This is a genomic window from Bacillus sp. SRL543 (assembly GCF_984799205.1).
On the sequence record NZ_OZ481794.1, the window covers coordinates 1,360,326 to 1,377,084 of the forward strand.

Annotated in this window: 22 protein-coding genes; 13 read left to right on the forward strand and 9 right to left on the reverse strand. The window is 45.2% G+C overall.

Features of this window, described 5'->3' with window-relative positions:
- The first annotated feature begins 121 nt into the window (after positions 1-121).
- The 3 genes from yhaM (at position 122) to AC4E8B_RS06995 (ending at position 1,940) form a co-directional block, all read left to right on the forward strand.
- The gene (gene yhaM, locus AC4E8B_RS06985; RefSeq protein ID WP_490217864.1) at positions 122-1,066 is read left to right on the forward strand and encodes a 3'-5' exoribonuclease YhaM; all 945 of its coding nucleotides are present in this window, start codon (positions 122-124) and stop codon (positions 1,064-1,066) included.
- 223 nt (positions 1,067-1,289) lie between these two features.
- Positions 1,290-1,502, forward strand: coding sequence for a hypothetical protein (locus tag AC4E8B_RS06990; protein ID WP_490217865.1), 213 nt, complete (start codon positions 1,290-1,292; stop codon positions 1,500-1,502).
- 252 nt (positions 1,503-1,754) lie between these two features.
- Positions 1,755-1,940: a sporulation YhaL family protein gene (locus AC4E8B_RS06995; RefSeq protein WP_490217866.1), complete on the forward strand. Its 186-nt coding sequence runs from the start codon at positions 1,755-1,757 to the stop codon at positions 1,938-1,940.
- A 44-nt stretch (positions 1,941-1,984) separates the two neighbouring features.
- Here AC4E8B_RS06995 and AC4E8B_RS07000 read toward each other — a convergent pair whose 3' ends face one another.
- The gene (locus AC4E8B_RS07000; protein ID WP_490217867.1) at positions 1,985-2,857 is read right to left on the reverse strand and encodes a peptidylprolyl isomerase; all 873 of its coding nucleotides are present in this window, start codon (positions 2,855-2,857) and stop codon (positions 1,985-1,987) included.
- Positions 2,858-3,157: 300 nt separating this feature from the next.
- Here AC4E8B_RS07000 and AC4E8B_RS07005 point away from each other — a divergent pair, with 300 nt between their 5' ends.
- Positions 3,158-3,241 carry a YjcZ family sporulation protein gene (locus tag AC4E8B_RS07005; protein WP_022543564.1) on the forward strand — a complete coding sequence of 28 codons (84 nt, stop codon included), beginning with the start codon at positions 3,158-3,160 and terminating at the stop codon, positions 3,239-3,241.
- Positions 3,242-3,309: 68 nt separating this feature from the next.
- Complete coding sequence (locus tag AC4E8B_RS07010; RefSeq protein WP_022543565.1) at positions 3,310-3,399, forward strand: YjcZ family sporulation protein; 90 nt, start codon at positions 3,310-3,312, stop codon at positions 3,397-3,399.
- A gap of 152 nt (positions 3,400-3,551) precedes the next feature.
- Here the strand turns inward: AC4E8B_RS07010 and AC4E8B_RS07015 are convergent, their stop codons facing one another.
- Both AC4E8B_RS07015 and AC4E8B_RS07020 read right to left on the reverse strand, forming a co-directional pair.
- Positions 3,552-3,731, reverse strand: coding sequence for a hypothetical protein (locus tag AC4E8B_RS07015; RefSeq protein ID WP_490217868.1), 180 nt, complete (start codon positions 3,729-3,731; stop codon positions 3,552-3,554).
- Between the two features lie 236 nt (positions 3,732-3,967).
- Positions 3,968-4,510 (reverse strand): DUF3267 domain-containing protein, encoded by a 543-nt coding sequence (locus AC4E8B_RS07020; protein WP_490217869.1) that lies wholly within the window; start codon positions 4,508-4,510, stop codon positions 3,968-3,970.
- A gap of 185 nt (positions 4,511-4,695) precedes the next feature.
- On the opposite strand from AC4E8B_RS07020, the gene AC4E8B_RS07025 reads away from it, so the two are divergent.
- The gene (locus tag AC4E8B_RS07025; protein ID WP_490217870.1) at positions 4,696-5,031 is read left to right on the forward strand and encodes a YhaI family protein; all 336 of its coding nucleotides are present in this window, start codon (positions 4,696-4,698) and stop codon (positions 5,029-5,031) included.
- Between the two features lies 1 nt (position 5,032).
- Here the strand turns inward: AC4E8B_RS07025 and AC4E8B_RS07030 are convergent, their stop codons facing one another.
- Both AC4E8B_RS07030 and AC4E8B_RS07035 read right to left on the reverse strand, forming a co-directional pair.
- Entirely contained in the window at positions 5,033-5,608 is a 576-nt protein-coding gene (locus tag AC4E8B_RS07030) for an HTH-type transcriptional regulator Hpr (RefSeq protein WP_490217871.1), read from the reverse strand.
- A gap of 262 nt (positions 5,609-5,870) precedes the next feature.
- Positions 5,871-6,242, reverse strand: coding sequence for a YtxH domain-containing protein (locus tag AC4E8B_RS07035; protein WP_490217872.1), 372 nt, complete (start codon positions 6,240-6,242; stop codon positions 5,871-5,873).
- A 197-nt stretch (positions 6,243-6,439) separates the two neighbouring features.
- Between AC4E8B_RS07035 and yhzF the strand changes: the two genes are divergently transcribed.
- Positions 6,440-6,631 carry a membrane protein YhzF gene (gene yhzF / locus AC4E8B_RS07040; RefSeq protein WP_490217873.1) on the forward strand — a complete coding sequence of 64 codons (192 nt, stop codon included), beginning with the start codon at positions 6,440-6,442 and terminating at the stop codon, positions 6,629-6,631.
- Between the two features lie 369 nt (positions 6,632-7,000).
- On the opposite strand, the gene AC4E8B_RS07045 is transcribed toward yhzF, so the two are convergent.
- The 3 genes from AC4E8B_RS07045 to AC4E8B_RS07055 all read right to left on the reverse strand — a co-directional run bounded on the left by AC4E8B_RS07045 (position 7,001) and on the right by AC4E8B_RS07055 (position 9,426).
- A complete protein-coding gene (locus AC4E8B_RS07045) occupies positions 7,001-7,522 on the reverse strand; it encodes a tryptophan transporter (protein WP_490217874.1) in 522 nt (173 codons plus the stop codon).
- A gap of 126 nt (positions 7,523-7,648) precedes the next feature.
- Positions 7,649-8,728 carry a 3-phosphoserine/phosphohydroxythreonine transaminase gene (gene serC, locus AC4E8B_RS07050; protein ID WP_490219553.1) on the reverse strand — a complete coding sequence of 360 codons (1,080 nt, stop codon included), beginning with the start codon at positions 8,726-8,728 and terminating at the stop codon, positions 7,649-7,651.
- A 278-nt stretch (positions 8,729-9,006) separates the two neighbouring features.
- A complete protein-coding gene (locus tag AC4E8B_RS07055) occupies positions 9,007-9,426 on the reverse strand; it encodes an HIT family protein (protein ID WP_490217875.1) in 420 nt (139 codons plus the stop codon).
- A gap of 158 nt (positions 9,427-9,584) precedes the next feature.
- On the opposite strand from AC4E8B_RS07055, the gene AC4E8B_RS07060 reads away from it, so the two are divergent.
- From AC4E8B_RS07060 to AC4E8B_RS07075, 4 genes are all read left to right on the forward strand, one after another.
- A complete protein-coding gene (locus AC4E8B_RS07060; protein ID WP_490217876.1) occupies positions 9,585-10,241 on the forward strand; it encodes a zinc dependent phospholipase C family protein in 657 nt (218 codons plus the stop codon).
- A gap of 532 nt (positions 10,242-10,773) precedes the next feature.
- A complete protein-coding gene (locus AC4E8B_RS07065) occupies positions 10,774-11,514 on the forward strand; it encodes an ABC transporter ATP-binding protein (RefSeq protein ID WP_490217877.1) in 741 nt (246 codons plus the stop codon).
- The gene (locus AC4E8B_RS07070; protein WP_490217878.1) at positions 11,507-12,718 is read left to right on the forward strand and encodes an ABC transporter permease; all 1,212 of its coding nucleotides are present in this window, start codon (positions 11,507-11,509) and stop codon (positions 12,716-12,718) included. The genes AC4E8B_RS07065 and AC4E8B_RS07070 overlap by 8 nt, the downstream gene beginning before the upstream one ends.
- 115 nt (positions 12,719-12,833) lie before the next feature.
- On the forward strand, positions 12,834-13,544 hold the full coding sequence (locus AC4E8B_RS07075; RefSeq protein WP_490217879.1) for an EcsC family protein: 711 nt from the start codon (positions 12,834-12,836) through the stop codon (positions 13,542-13,544).
- 43 nt (positions 13,545-13,587) lie between these two features.
- On the opposite strand, the gene AC4E8B_RS07080 is transcribed toward AC4E8B_RS07075, so the two are convergent.
- Entirely contained in the window at positions 13,588-14,787 is a 1,200-nt protein-coding gene (locus tag AC4E8B_RS07080) for a M20 family metallopeptidase (RefSeq protein WP_490217880.1), read from the reverse strand.
- 157 nt (positions 14,788-14,944) lie between these two features.
- Between AC4E8B_RS07080 and AC4E8B_RS07085 the strand changes: the two genes are divergently transcribed.
- Both AC4E8B_RS07085 and AC4E8B_RS07090 read left to right on the forward strand, forming a co-directional pair.
- A complete protein-coding gene (locus AC4E8B_RS07085; protein ID WP_490217881.1) occupies positions 14,945-15,586 on the forward strand; it encodes a phosphatase PAP2 family protein in 642 nt (213 codons plus the stop codon).
- A 16-nt stretch (positions 15,587-15,602) separates the two neighbouring features.
- On the forward strand, positions 15,603-16,643 hold the full coding sequence (locus tag AC4E8B_RS07090) for a threonine aldolase family protein (RefSeq protein WP_490217882.1): 1,041 nt from the start codon (positions 15,603-15,605) through the stop codon (positions 16,641-16,643).
- The last annotated feature ends 116 nt before the right edge of the window (positions 16,644-16,759 follow it).

Consider the following 16,759-nt stretch of genomic DNA (forward strand, 5'->3'; position numbering starts at 1 on the left):
AAAATCCGGACAGGGAGTACCTCTGCTCATAAATTGCCAGGGCCGACGGGGACGTTCAGCCTGCTATACTGAATGCCTGGTATGTTATAATATTTTCATAGAAGGGAGCGTCGGTAGACCTATGAATAAGGGGATTATGAATTACGAGGTTGGAGAACAGGCAGAGCTGTTTATGCTGATTAAAAGCTCGACCAAAGGAATTGCCAGCAATGGCAAACCATTCTTATCGCTCGTCTTCCAGGATCAGAGCGGCGATATAGAAGCAAAGCTGTGGGATGCTTCTGAAGAAGATGTTAAAAGCTATTCTCCTGAAACGATTGTTAAAGTCTCAGGGGATATCCAGAATTACCGGGGCCGCAGCCAATTGCGGATCCGCCAGATCAGGACGGCCTCACCATCTGATTCTGTCAAACTGGCAGACTTCCTGGAGACAGCGCCGATCGGTACAGATGAAATGACCAGCAAAATTACACAGTATATATTTGAGATGAAGAATCCGAATATCCAGCGGATCACACGGCATCTGATCAAAAAGCATAATGAGGCATTCCTCCATTATCCGGCCGCAACAAAGAATCACCATGAATTTGTGTCCGGCCTTGCTTACCATGTCGTGAGCATGCTTGACCTTGCCAAGGTGATCTCCGGCCTTTATCCGAGCCTTGATAAGGATCTTTTGTATGCCGGGGTTATTCTCCATGACCTCGGAAAGGTAATGGAGCTGTCCGGTCCTATTTCGACTTCTTATACAGTGGAAGGAAATCTGCTCGGCCATATTACGATCATGGTGACTGAAATCGGCAAGGCTGCAGATGAACTGGGTATTTCTGGTGAAGAAGTTCTGGTGCTCCAGCATCTGGTACTTTCCCATCATGGCAAAGCAGAGTGGGGCAGCCCGAAGCCGCCGCTGATCAAAGAGGCGGAAATCCTCCATTATATAGATAATCTGGATGCAAAGATGAATATGATGGACAGGGCTTTAGAGAGAGTGAAGCCAGGAGAATATACTGAGCGTGTATTTGCACTTGATAACCGGGCCTTTTACAAGCCGGTATTCCATAAATAATATGTACAGAAAACACCCCGTGCCTATATGGCCGGGGTGTTCTGATTATGGCGTAAATTTATGGCGTAAATTACCAAAAAGATAAGGGCGGTTCAGAAATCCCGTCATGCCGCCAATTGAAAAGTATGGTAAAAATAAAAAATAATATTAGAAATCATTACCATGTCATTATTAAACCAAATAATCCATAATATAACCATTATAGATAAAGGGGGAAATATGAATGTTTAAAGCTGAAAGAGGATCAATGGAAGAGGCTTTGTATATTTTGCAGAATATTGGACTGCAGCTTAATGAATATGAAAAAACAAATTCGGACATCCCGGTGAAAAATTATAAGGAACTTTTGGAATTCAGCATATCCATTGCGAGAAAAACAACAGAAGTTTCTGAAACGATTGATGAACTGATCGGGGACATCGAAGCCCAACTATAAAACTGCAGGCGGATTGAATTATGGACAATTTAATAGTATACAGCTAAGCAGCTGAACCTCATATCTGACGGTCAGCTGTTTTTTTGCTTTAAAAAGGCCGGATCTAATGCTTGTTTAACTTATACCCTGAAGCGGAGGTGTTAAACCTGCAAACTGATTTTTTTAAAAAAACATATTTTGATCATAGCAGCCATATATATAAGCTACAAAGAAAAGATGGGACAGCCCTTCATGGAAAGGAGACAATAAACAATGATTCCAATTTGGGTATACTTGGTTGCAGCAGGGATTATCTTAAGCGCCATAATGGCTGTAAAGACTGGGAAAGAAGAGCGCAGGGAGGAGAGGGAAGGGATAGAAAGCGAAGGGGAAATATACATGAAAAGGCTCGAGAGGGAGAAGGAAGAGCGGAAATCAGCTTCCCGTTCTCTTTCATAAGAAAAAAGGCAGATCCGGGGGGATCTGCCTTTTTATCTTGTTTATTATTGTGCAGCTGCTTCGTTATCAAGGCTGCCTTCAAGGTCTTCATCCTTGAATTTCACATTTGCATCCTTCAGTTCACGGTCCATTGCAGCTTGGATTTTTTCGCCATCAAGCTTGGACACTTTTACTTCATATTCCATTTTTTCCTTCATTTCCTCGAAGGATTTCTTTTCTTTTTTCTCAGTAGTCTGGATAATATGGTAGCCATGCTCGGTTTTAACCGGCTCGCTGATTTCGTTTACATCCAGCGCGTAGGCTGCTTCTTCGAATTCAGGCACCATCTTGCCGGCACCGAACCAGCCAAGATCTCCGCCGTTTGCTGCAGAGCCTGGATCTTGTGAATATTCAGTAGCCAGGTCCTCAAATTTTGCACCTTCGTCAAGCTTTTTCTTTACTTCCTTAGCTGTTTTTTCATCTTCCACGAGTATGTGGCGGGCCTTGATTTCCGGCTTATAGTTATCATAGTATTCTTTTACTTCTTTTTCAGTTGCCTCTACATCCTTAATGGCTGCCTTTTCCTGAAGAAGGCCGGTCTTGAATGTTTCCTTCAGATCTTCTTCATCTTCATAGCCATATTGGGCCAATGCCATCTCAAAGTTGGCGCCAAGCTGCTGTTTAAGCTCATCGATTTTTTCATTAAGCTCTTCATCTGTAACTTTATACTTTTCAGACAATACTTTTTTGTAAACAAGCTCCTGGATGGCCTGTTCGCCAACCTTGTCCTTCATTGCTTCATATAGCTCGTCCTTTGTGATATCGCCTGCTTTTGTTTCAACTACAACCACTGAGCTGTCTTCTTCTGCATTGGAGCTGCATGCGCTCAGACCGATAACCCCGGCAGCTATGGAAAGGGATAGCATCCATTTTTTCATGTTGAACACTCCTAAAGTTTTTTGAATTTGCTGTAATACACAACCATTACTATAACACATATTCCTTTTAGAGCAAAAACAATATCTGAATCGTTTTAGAAATTCCTTCAAAAAATGGGTGTTTTGCCTATGCCGGATATTTCTCTCCGGACATAAGATATGGAGTAGAAAGGGAAGTGAAATCAAAATGCATCAGCCCTTTCTTTCTATTAACAAGATCTTGGGGACTACAGGCTATGCCTGAACGGCCCCAATGTTCGTTGAATAGCATGAAGTAACAGCCTTAAAGGAGGTGTTACCGTGGGATACGCATATGGCGGTGGTTTCGCGTTGATTGTTGTTCTGTTCATCTTGTTAATTATTGTAGGTGCTGCCTGGCTGTAAAATTGCCTGAGTCCTTCAGGCAATCACGGTGAGCAAAGCACTGCCAATTAGTGAAAGGGGGATTAATTATGTCCGGTGGAGCAGGTTACGGCGGAGGTTTTGCGTTGATTGTAGTCCTATTTATTCTCCTGATTATTATCGGGGCTTCCTGGCTGTAAGAGCAGGCCTTCGTTTAAGCAAGAATATAAAATTAAAAGCGGTGGGGAAAATCCTCACCGCTTTTAACCATCTTTTATTTGCTGAAATCCTTGATCTGCAGGGCAGGCCCCTGCTTGGCAATCCTGGCAGCATATGAAAGCTATATGTAGAATTATGCAAACAGCAGCTCCACGAAAGAGGATACTAAAAGGATAGTGATCAGGATGTTGATGGTCCTGAACACCTTTGGCTGTTTCTCTTCAGGAATTTCCTTCTGCAGACAAAGGGAATTCGTCATCTTGTTGATATAGAACAATATGAAAATAGCAAACAGGATAAACAGGGAGATCATCTGACTCTTCCCTCCTTGATGACAGACTTTTATATGATACATACAATAACAAAAAAAAGGCAAAAAAGATAGTATTAAGGACGGCGCGGTCCTGCTCATTATATTCAGCCCGAGCCTTTTATATGAAAATGTTTCTGTTAATGTTCTTGTTGATTTGGGCTCATGCGTGTGTGACTCAGTTTCACATGCATTTTGACAGCCTTGGAAATAAAGAGGCAGCCTCTGCAGCTGCCTGTCTAGTGCGCCCTGTAGACCAGGATTTCAATTCCCTCTTCATTTTCTTCTATATATGCCTGCTGCGGAGCAGTGCATATATTTTTCATGCAGAGCATATCTGAGAAGCAAAGTCCTGCATGATAGGCGAGCAGCATGGTAATATAATGTACATAATGAGGAAAATGCCAGCAGGCCGCGAGCAGAATTCCATTGATGATAATAAAAGGCGCCAATAAAGCGACGATGAATACCGCCTTTGATATTGGTTCGGTCACTCTGACATGAATCAGCGGAATGCCGAGCCTGAATGATACCTTCTTTTGCACCTTTTTCCCAAGATGGGCAACAGGGAGGAAGTGCAGCAGCTTATGGACAGGATAGATCATCCAAAAGCAGGCAATAAAAACAAAGAAATAATTATCATAAAAAGAAGATTGCACAAAATAATAAGATGCAGGCACGTATAGGAATATAAAGGTTATGATCATTGTAATGGAAGACAGGATAAATATTCTCTGGGATCCATAGTCTTTTGTGTAATTGATCGTCTTCCAGCAGTTCATCGTATCAGCCTCCGAAGAGTATTCATGCGGTTTTTCTAAAAAACTCACAAATGATACTTTACGATGGATGGAATAAAAAATCAATAATAAAAAAACGACATTTTTCACCAATTTGCCTGTATAATTAGCTATGCGAAGAAAATGCATTAAAATAGAACGGGCTTATCAAAAGCGGGGACTCTTTCATGAACATTGAGGATCTAATAGAACGAATTGAAAAACTGGAATATCATCAGAAGCTTCTATTGATGATGGCTTCCGGACAGACACTGCCATTCTACAGAATGGTTGTCGAAAAATCGCTGAGTCAAAAAGAGGCAACACAATTCTTCTACCTTTGTGATGAACTGAGCAAAGAGTTGGAAGAACAAAAAGCGGAAGGGTTTGTTTACTTTCATCCGCTTTATACAGAATTTAAGCATAAGCTCCATCCATCGCTGAAACCTGAGATGGTGATCCCTGCCTGCCTGAGGCAGAATCTGTTCATGGATCTTATGACAGAACTCAAAAAGTATCTGTAGTCTAAACGATTTCTTTCTCTGCACTCTCTTTTTTCTTCAGCTTTCCTTCTTCATCTACGAATTCGCCTTCTATATTGGCAAAAGACTTTTCAAAAATCTCCATAAAGTCATCTCCATATATATTGCGGACGATCGCCATGACTTCAACAAAATCCGGGAACTTCCCGTACAGATCCCTCAAGGGCATTGCACCGGAAAAGACGGCGTTGGTTTCAGGCTCATAGCTCTCCATCAGTTCGAGTAAAACGCTTTCACCCTTTTCAGTCAGCTGAATATACGTATTCCTTTTATCAGATTCTTTCTTTGAGAATTTGAGAAGGCCCCTTTCTTCCAGCTTTTTAGAGAAATTGAAGGCTGTTGACACATGCATGACACCGAACTTTGCCACATCAGAGATGGAGGCGCCGTTTAAATGGTACGCAATCCAGATGATATGGTGTTCATTGATATTCAGGTCAAACGGCTTGATCCATTGCTGCCAATCCTTCTCAATCGATTTCCATAAAGCCTTGCTGATCTGAGCTATCCGCTGGCTAAAAAGCATTGCTTCCTTCATTGAATAATGTTTTTCAGTCATCTATAAATCCACCTACTTTTTTATTCTCTATTATCATTATGCCAATAAAACAAAAATTAATAAAGCTATAAATATACAAAATTTTTAGAAAATCATCCCGATAAATATAATATTAGGTGTTCAGGGGCATAACAGCAAGCTTTCATTAAAAAAACTGCCAAAATAACAATTTTTATAATATATTACTTTTCTGCCTAAAATGAAAAAATCCTTCTTTAATTGAAGGATTTTTCTTCAAAAAAAGAAGGATTTTTTTTTAGCTTCAGTGAGAGCCGGATTTTGAACTTCCAATAGAATTTTCAAGCTCTGTCAATGACTGCTCGATTGATTGAAGATCTCTTTGCAGTTCCAGCTTTTGCGGGCGGATTGCGTTCTGCCAATCAGATACAGAGTGTTTGATGTCAGATACGAAATCACCCAGGTGTGATTTTCCCTGGATCGAAGCATAGGAAGCGGATCTTTTCAAGTCCATGAAATCTGTCTTAAGCTCTGCCAGCTGGCTGCCGACTGCTTCTTTATTGTCTTTGATCATCTTCCGGGTGTCCCTGCCGGATGCGGGAGCAGACAGCAATGTGCTGATGCCGGCCGCCGTTCCTCCGATCAGGAATCCCAGCAATAAGGATTTGGCTTTCATTATTATCACCTCTGAGTCCTTTTTATATCAATTCTGCGTTTGACAACATATTCCTCTAATGTTCAGGCTGTTATGCTACTTTTCCTTTATCACAACTTTGCATTGCTTAAACATTGCCGGGGCATTTGTTCATAGGTATCTTTCATTTTGAATAAAGATGGAATAGCGGGTATTCAACCGGTGGAAGGGGTGGTTATTTGAACGGAGCAGCATCGCTGTTGTTTGCCTTGTGCGGGGTTTTGTTCCTGGGGGCGGTGTATTATATGCTGGCTTCTAAAAAGCCTGGCGTATATCCTCCTAAAGCAATTTTAAAGAAAAGGGCAGGGGCGCTTGCAGGGGCTGGGGCTGTTTTCTTTCTGCTGGCTTTTATTGTGACTGGATTTTCCTAATGAAAAATGCTCGGAAAAGGTTTCTGAACACTTAACTGCATCCAATCTTAAGATTAGATTCTAAGGCTGCTGGCTGGAACGGGGCTGTTAATTTCCGTTCCAGGCACTTCGCTTTCCGCGGGGCGGAGCCTTAGCCTCCTCGCGCTTCGCGTCTGCGCGGTCTAACATTTCCGCTGCGATCCCGCAGGAGTCAACGTGCCTTGCACTCCAATTAACAGGGGTTTTAAAATTTTTATGGTATCTGTAATTATCTTGGTAGGTAATTAAATTGACTAGTATCAACGTATCTATACACATAAAGAAAAAGGGAAACGGAAGATAAAACATCTTTCCATAACCCTTTTTCTTTTCTCTTTTTAAAGAGAGGTTTTATGTGTGGCTTGCTGTCAGTTTTGTCCTTTTGGTGATGCTCATGGCGATCGGGTAAAGAATGATCATCACGATTGTATTGACAGCTGCTGCTGGGAGTACGACGCCGGCGAACAGGGCGGCGAAGGTTCCCGGCAGTCCTGCAATCAGAAGGGCGGAAGTCAGGAAAATGGTTCCTGAGATAATGGTGCCGGCGGCAGTCAGGACTGCTGCGGTAACAACTGAACCATTAAACTTCTTAACTGCTAAAAACAAACCGAAAAATACGAAAGCAGTAATTGGCTTATCGATGATGTTTGGAATCTGACCTGCTGGAAAAGTAGTCGTCAAGGCTGACATCAGTCCTGTCGCAACGCCCAGCAAAAGCACGCTTTTCTTTTCAGGGAAAAGGATGATCCCGATGAACATCATGGTGAGCATCATGTCAGGCTTCATTCCCAGGAAAAATCCGGGAACTACGGCATGAAGCACAGCACCCATTCCAATAAGCAATGATAAAGCAACTAAATTCTTTGTATTCAATTCTAACCTCTCCTCTTCTCAGCTATTCTCGCTCATTTCTCTTCCTGCAGTGCACTATTGCCTGCAGCGAAAAGTTATCCGTATTATACCACACTATCAAATGAGATGAAACGGAATATGTTTTGATTAATATTTATTTTTGAAATTTCTCATAAATCGGGCTAATTGCTCTGCATGTTCAAGCGGGACAGCATTATAAATGGATGCCCGGCAGCCGCCGATTGACCTGTGGCCATTCAGCCCCACGAAGCCTGCTTCACTTGCTGCCTGGAGGAATTGGCCTGCAGCACCTTCAGAATGAAGATTAAACGTGATATTCATATGAGAGCGGCTGTCCTTCCTGCTATGCCCCTGATAAAATCCTTCGCTGTCATCGATGCTGCTGTATATCAGCTCCGCTTTCTGCTTGTTCCTTTCAGCGATAGCGGCAAGCCCGCCTTCTTTTTCCACCCACTCGAGCACCAGCTTCAGCATATAAATGGCAAGCGTCGGGGGTGTATTATAAAGAGATTGGCTCTTGCTGTGGGTGAAATAGTCGAGCATGACGGGAAGGTCCCCGCGCGGCCCTGAAAGCAGACTTTTTTTCATGATCACTGCGGTTACGCCTGAAGGGCCTAAATTCTTTTGGGCTCCGGCATAAATGATATCAAATTTGCTTACATCTATTTCTCTGCTCATAATGTCGCTTGACATATCGGCAGCAAGAGGAACATCTGCCTCAGGGAATTCCTGCCATTGAGTGCCGTAGATCGTGTTGTTGCTCGTAAGGTGGAGGTATGCAGCATCCTTCAGTTCATTCAGTGCGGAGAGCTCTGGAATATAGCGGTATGAATCTTCCTTGCTGGATGCAGCCGCTGCCGTTTTGCCGATTTTGGCAGCTTCTTTCATGGCTTTTTCAGCCCAAGAACCTGTCAGGGCGTAATAGCCTGTTTTGCCTTCCGCCAAAAGATTCATCGGCAGCATGGAGAATTGAAGGCTCGCCCCTCCCTGGAGAAAGAGGACCTCATAATCATCCGGAACACCCAGAATCCGGCGGAGCAGTGTTTTCGCACCTTCATGAACGTCCTCATATTCCCGGCTCCTGTGGCTGAGCTCCATCACACTCATTCCAGTCCCGTTAAAATCAAGCCAGTTCCGCTGCGCCTCTTCCAGTACAGGAAGAGGGAGGGCCGCCGGTCCTGCATTAAAATTCAATGCACGCTTCATCATCCTACCTCCCTATAGTGCTTTAAAGAATAAAAACTTTATTTCATCCTATCAAATACAGGAAGAAAGTAAACAAAAAAGTGGGAATGTTTTAAAAATAATCAGAGAGTTCCTGTTATGCAGTTTCTGTTTTGAAAATGATGTTAATTATAGAGGCGGCAATTGGGATAGAGGATATTCAAAGAAGGGGCACCGCTGCCGGACCAGCTGTATCTCCATGCTACAAAAAAACCGCACTCAAGCCGGTTTCCGGCTCAGTGCGGTTTTTTTCTCTGCTATTAAAGATGGCTGCTGATGCCTCCGGCAATTTTCTTCAGATCATCGGGAGAGTATTCATCCTGGTGTGTTTTCCAGACAGCGCCGAATCCATCGCCTTTTCCATAGCGGGGGATGAGATGCAGATGAAAATGGAATACCGACTGTCCTGCTGCTTCACCATTGTTATTCAGTGTATTGAGCCCAATCGGGTCAAATTCTTCTTTGATGGCGCTGGCGATGGCAGGAACCGACTCATAAAGGCGTGCTGCGATTTCGGGAGTCAGCTCGTAAAGATTTTCTTTATGTACTTTCGGGACGACTAGTGTATGGCCCTTTGTAACCTGGCTGATGTCCAGGAAAGCATATACATGTTCATTTTCATAAATTTTCGCTGAGGGAATTTCCCCATTGATGATTTTGCAAAAAATACAATCCTGCATAATGGCACCTGTCCTTTCGTTTTCTCAATATTTTACCATACCAGGGAAGGTGAGGAGAAATCATTCGCCAATAAAGCAGTATTAAAAAATAATAAAGGAAACAGCGGTGGGGCGGCGAAGATACAAAGAAACGGGAATCAGGCGGAAGGAGAATCAGGATGGGGTCAAGAATCATGCATCTGCTGGCAGCCGATATGGCTGCTGAGAAATTAAAGATCAGGGATAAGGCTTCCTTTTTGCTCGGCGGGATTGCCCCGGATGCGGTTTCGCCAAAGGAGCTGTCTCATTTTTACAGGGGGAACACTGAAGATTTCTCAAGGTCGATTGATTATGAAGCGTTTCTTAAAAAGTACCGTGATGCAGGCAATCATGCCTATATCCTTGGATATTATGCGCATCTGGTTGCCGATGATATTTGGCTTAAAGGGTTTTATCTGCCATGGCTGCGCAACAGGCTGGAAAGGGATGAGCGGGTATTAGCTCTCTACCATGGAGATTTCGGGCTTCTTAACGGAAAGCTTCTCGCTGCTTATGGAAGCAAAGAGCTGGCTTCTCGCCTGCAGGAGAACAGGGAACTGCCTGAGCTGGAGGAAGTGCCGTCCCATGCCGTTTCTGTTTTTGTCCCGTATTGCCTATCTGATATGGAGTATGGTGAGGAGGTACTGGCTGCGCCGCTGTCTGTTTTCACTTTTGAACAGATTGCGGGTTATGTGGAAACAGCTGCAGAGCTTGCCTGCCGGAAAATTGAGCAGGCTGCCGCCCGGACCGATCTTCCCGCCGCCGGAATATTTGAAGAGAGCATCCAAGTTAAATAAGTGCGGCATTTAAGCATAAAGAAAGCAGGACCCGGTGCGGATCCTGCTCCTTCTGAAGGGGAAATCACTTCGCTGAAACGTTCTATTACAGGTTATTCTCTGCGACAAACACCTCATTTTTTAAAAAATGGCTAGTGCTTTATTGAGAGATCTGATCCTTGTTCAAGCGTACCATCCCCTTATTTCTTTATAGGTTTCACAACTTATAAAGCTGGCTGATGGGTCTTTGATAAACACCTCATTCCAGAAGAATGTCATGTGTTCCAAGTATCTGGTTAATTGGCACTCCTGTGCAATGCAACCATCCCCTTATAGTAACGCTGGAAGCTTATATTGAATGAAAATTGTCTTTGACAGACACCTCATTTCAATTGATGAAAATCATCTTTCCCCTTCATAGATTATAATGCCCATTGAAAGAGGAGATATGCAGACGAAATTAATTTTGTCCCTGGCATCTGCTTCAATCTTTTGCTGAAGCAGCCATTTTGTTACACTAGAAGCATCACGATAGATGGAAGGGCGTTTTGGAATGTCTTTATTGAATATTAAAAATATAACAGGAGGCTATACCAGGAATCCTGTTCTAAAGGATGTATCCTTCACTGTTAATGCAAATGAAATCGTCGGCCTGATCGGATTGAATGGAGCAGGGAAAAGTACGACGATCAAGCATGTCATCGGGCTGATGGAGCCGCATTCCGGGGAGATCACAATCGATGGATCTCCATTTCCCAAGGACAAAGAGGCTTACAGAAGGAAATTCGCGTTTGTGCCGGAAACCCCGATCCTTTATGATGAACTGACGCTGGAGGAGCATTTGAGGATGACGGCGATGGCTTATGGACTCGAAGAAAAGGAATATCAGGAAAGGATGAAAGGCCTCCTGAAGGAATTCCGGATGGAGAAGCGGCTGAAATGGTTCCCTGCCCATTTTTCAAAAGGGATGAAGCAAAAGGTCATGATCATGTGCGCTTTCCTGGTGCAGCCTTCATTATACATAGTTGACGAACCATTTGTCGGCCTGGATCCGCTTGGCATCCAATCGCTTCTTGACCTGATGAAGAAGATGAAAGAGGAAGGGGCGGGCATTTTGATGTCCACCCATATCCTGGCGACAGCAGAACGGTATTGCGACCGTTTTGTTATTCTCCACGAGGGCAAAGTGAGAGCGGCAGGGACACTTTCTGAGCTGCAGCAGCAGTTCTCCATGCCTGGCGCCACGCTTGATGATTTATATATCCAGCTGACAAAGGAAGAAGATTATGTTTGATGAAGGAAAGCTGTGGAGAAACAGATTCGGAGGCGGGCTCAAGGAACTGAGCCGCTATCTCCGCTATATATTGAACGGGCATATTGTCATTGTGCTCGTATTTCTATTCGGCATGGCCGCCTTTTATTATCAGGAATGGCTTAAAGGCGTTCCGGAAGATTTTCCTGCAGCTGTGATCATGGCTGTCCTGCTGGGGATATTGCTGACATACAGCCCTGTTTATACTTTCTTGACAGAAGCAGATAAGATCTTCCTGCTGCCTGTGGAAAACAGGCTCTCAGGCTATTTCCGCAGGTCACTGGGTGTCAGCTGGGCCGTACAGACCTATCTGCTGCTGATGGGCCTCGGGATATTTATGCCGATGTACGCGGTTGTAAATGAAGGAAGCTTTAAGCCGTTCCTTTTCTTTCTGGTCTGCTCGCTTGCTGTAAAGCTGCTGAATCTTCTGATCCGCTGGCATGTCCAGTATTATGTTGAAAAAAATACAAAAGTGATTGACTCTGTTATCAGGTATTGCCTCAATACAGCATTTCTGTATCTTCTATTTTCAAATGCCGGCATTCTGTTCCTGCTTCCTGTACCGGCAGTCCTTTTGGTTTTATGGCTGTATTTCAGGAAACAGACAGAACCTAAGGGACTGAAATGGGAATATCTCATTGAGCAGGAAGAGAGGAGGATGACATCCTTTTACCGTCTTGCCAATCTGTTTACCGATGTGCCGAAGCTTAAAGATAGAGTGAAGCGGCGCAAATGGCTGGACTGGCTGGCAAACAGGATCCCATATGGGCAGGATAAGCTGTATCCGCATTTATATATGCGCACCTTCATCCGGTCAGGTGATTATTTTGGCCTGTTCATCAGGCTGACCGTGATTGGTGCAGCAGCGCTTTATTTGATTTCATTCGGGATGGGGCAGATCCTTCTTGTGCTGTTATTCCTCTATTTGACGGGATTCCAGCTGCTGCCGCTCAGAAACCATCATGAGAACAAACTCTGGATCCAGCTTTACCCGCTGAAGGATGAGTGGCGGGAAAAAGCCTTTACCTCACTCCTCTCTGCAATCCTGTATCTGCAGACCATCATCCTTTCACTGATTGTGCTGCTGAAGGGAGACGGGCTGGCCGCTCTTGCCAGTGCGGCAGCAGGTGCTGTATTTTCATGGGTGTTTGCGAATATTTACAGCAGAAGGAAACTGAAAAACTGATCTTATTGGCCCCGTTTTTTGAACGGGGCTTTTTCTGCCTTTTGAAACCTTTCCAGGAGAAAAACGTAGTATTAGGAACATACTAAAAGTTGAATCAGGGGAAAGGGTGTGCCTAATGAATGAGTATGAACAGCAGGTTATGCGGGAGCTGGAGGAGTGGAGAAGAAAGCTGCTCAAGCGTTCAGGGATGCTGAACCGGCTTTCCAAAAAGGCACAAACTAAAATTAACAGCTATATCCCGGAGAAAGCACATGCGGTCATCACCGAAGGAATCAAGAATATGGTCAAAGCGACGCTGGCAGGCTCCAATCTGACCACCAGGAAAAAGCTGGAGGCAGGGCTGAGCCTTGCGGAGATGGACGGGAAATTGGACGAAAAGCTGGCTGTATACCGAAAGACCGCCACTATCGAGGGAGCGGGGACAGGGGCAGGCGGCATCCTTCTGGGACTTGCCGACTTTCCGCTGCTGCTTTCAATCAAAATGAAATTTCTTTTTGAAGCTTCAGCCATTTATGGCTTTGATCCTGGAGAATATGAGGAGCGCCTTTTTATCCTGCATGTGTTTCAGCTTGCGTTTTCAAGTGATGAAAAAAGGCGGGAAACATTGGCTGTCATTGAAGACTGGGATAACAAAGTGAAAGAGCTGAAGGATATGGAATGGCGCGAGTTCCAGCAGGAGTACCGGGATTATATAGATTTTGCCAAAATGCTGCAGCTGCTACCGGGCATAGGGGCGGTTGCGGGGGCGTATGCGAATTATAATCTGCTTGACCAGCTTGGGGAGACGGCACGGAACGCTTACAGGCTCCGCTTTATAAAAAAATAAAGCAAAAAAGCATCCTCCGAAATCATCGGCGGATGCTTTTTGCTCATACTGTAACGTTTTCCTGAGACTCGACCTTATGGTATTGCAGTGCCGCAGAGCCCAGTGTCTTTGCAGCAATCAGCAGTGCCTTTTCATCAATATCGAATCTTGGGTGATGGTGCGGGTAAGCCGCATCATCGCTGAGAGGCTTCGCTCCTGTGAAGAAGAATGTGCCTTTTACATGCTGAAGATAATAAGCAAAATCCTCGCCGCCCATTTCCGGTGCTGTTTCAACGACTTCCTTGACATCAGGTATCGATCTTGCGCACTCGGCAAGGAAGCTGGTTTCTTCTTCATGGTTGATGACAGCCGGATAACCGCGGTGATAGGCATAGCTGTATGTGCTGTCAGCAGTATAGCAGGTACCTTTCACGACTCTTTCCAATTCTTCTTCAATATCGTTCCGCACCTGTTCGCTGAAGGTGCGCACCGTTCCTTCCAATTTAGCTTTGTCGGCAATGACATTGAAGGCATTTTGTGCGACAAAAGATCCGACGGTAACGACGGCTGAGTCGATAGGATCGACCTTGCGGCTGACAATCTGCTGGAGGTTGACGACAAGCTGGGAGGCTGTCACAATGGCATCCTTCGTTTTATGAGGCTGGGCTCCGTGTCCGCCCTTTCCCTGTACAGTGATTTCGAAGCGGTCTGCTGCAGCCATGAAAGGACCGGTCCGGTATTGGATCTTTCCTGTCGGTTCAGACGCCCATAAGTGGGTGCCGAAAATGGCGTCCACGCCTTCAAGGCAGCCATCCTTGATCATGGAAACCGCCCCGCCCGGTGCATATTCCTCGGCATGCTGGTGGATCAGGACATATGTCCCTTCCAATTCTGAACGCAGCTCATGAAGGACTTTTCCCAGTACAAGCAGTGTCGCGGTATGTCCGTCATGGCCGCAGGCATGCATGACACCCGGCACCAGGGATTTATAAGGGACATCCTTTTCGTCCTGTATCGGCAAGGCATCGAAGTCCGCGCGGAGGGCAATCGTTTTTCCGGGCTTTTCTCCGTACACTTTGGCCACGACTCCGTTACCGCCGACATTTCCTTTTACTTCGATTCCCAGCTTTTCATAGTATTCTTTTATGTATTTTGCTGTATTTTCTTCCTGAAAGGAAAGTTCAGGATGCTGATGGAGATAGCGGCGGATCGCTACCATTTCTTCGTAATGGTCTTCAAGTCTGCTGAATAATGAGCTGATCATATTAACTCTCCTTTGTGTTTTAATTTTTACTGTTTCGAAAATTATAACATTTTTTTTACGGATTGCAGGATAATAAGCCTTCAAATTTGAAAAACTTTAGAATAATATTCTAAGAGTGCATGACAATGTAGCTGGAGGAGATGGTACCGGTTTGCAGTTGAAACAATCAAAAGCGGCGCTGGCAGCTGTTATAAAAGCAGTGGCTGCAGCAGTGCTGATATGCTATTCAGTATCAGGGGGTAAATCTTTATGGTTTGACAGAGCTGTCTCATCTGCTGTGACAGGCATTTTTTCGGCCTCTTCTTATCCGCTGTTTGAATTTTTCACCTGGTTTGGAGACAAGCAGGGTATCGGCTTGGCGGCGCTTATAGTGCTTGCATGGCTGTGGTTCAAAAAGAAAGACTATCTGGGAATGGCTGTCCTTGTGTTTGCCGTTGCAATCGGGAACGAGGCAAGCAAGTGGCTGAAAGACCTGTTTGGCAGAGAGAGGCCGGAGCTCGGGCATATCACGGAGGTGAACAGCCTCAGCTTCCCGAGCGGACATGCGATGGTAGGAGGCATTTTATATATGCTGACAGCCTCTTTTGCCATAAAGGAAATGAAGTCTGCGGGAGCCAGGATATTGGCGGCGGCTGCTTTTGTCCTCTGGATCCTTTTAATCGGGATCAGCCGGATTGTTCTTCAGGTCCACTATCCGACCGATGTGGCGGGAGGATATGCATTTGCTTTTATTTGGGTATACATATGGGTTATATTCTATGTATTTATGAACAGCAGATTAGGCAGGAAAGTGAATTAAGACAGGAGGAATCAAGATGATAGATTTGAGAAGCGATACAGTGACAAAGCCGACAGAAGAAATGAGGAAAGCTGCTTATGAAGCAGAGGTCGGTGATGATGTCTATGCGGAAGATCCTTCCATCATCAAGCTTGAAGAGTCTGCCGCAGACATACTAGGAAAGGAAGCAGCCCTGCTCGTGACAAGCGGGACCCAGGGAAATCAGGCAGCCATCCTTACACATACAAGGCCAGGCAATGAGATCCTTCTCGAGGCAGAGTCCCATATTTTCTATTACGAGTCAGGTGCCGCCTCTGCTTTTGCCGGTGTCCAGACAAGAACGATTGCAGGAAAACGGGGAGAAATGGATCCCGCAGCAATAGAAGCTGCCATCCGGGGCAAAGACCAGCATTTCCCCGAAACCGGGCTGATTTGCCTTGAAAATACACATAACCGTGCAGGAGGCGCTGTTGTTTCTGTGGAAAATATGGAAGCGATCCATGCAATTGCCCGCCAGCATAAGATTCCTGTCCATGTGGATGGAGCAAGGCTGTTCAATGCCGCTGCAGCCCTGGAAAGGCCGGTTACTGATTTCACCCGGCATGCTGATACGGTCCAGGTTTGTCTGTCTAAAGGGCTCGGGGCACCAGTCGGTTCGATCCTCGCCGGAAGCAGGGAATTCATCCAGGCTGCCCGCATCTGGAGGAAAAGGCTCGGGGGAGGCATGAGGCAGGCCGGCATCATCGCAGCGCCAGGACTGATTGCGCTGACACAGATGAGGCAAAGGCTTCATGAAGACCATAAGAATGCCCGGAAGCTGGCTGAAGGCATCCAAAATATTAAAGGCATTTCCGTCATCAACCAGGTAGATACGAATATCATTGTTGCAGACGTAAAGGAATTGGGCCTGAGCTCAGAGCAGTTTGTAGACAGCCTTGAGAAGGAAGGGGTCCGCGCCGTTACATTCGGTCCGTCTTCTGTGAGATTCACTACCCATTTTGACGTGTCTGCCAGCGATATTGATAAAGCGCTTGATGCTGTCAGCAAGACGGCTGCAGGGCATTTGTCTGCTCTGTAACAGTCAGTGGAGCAGAATATATGAATTGGTGTCAGGCCGGTGCTCTCTATTAGGGGGCGCCGGTTTTTTTGTGTGTGCATAATTTGGGTATATGTGTAAATGGGAAAAATTATAGC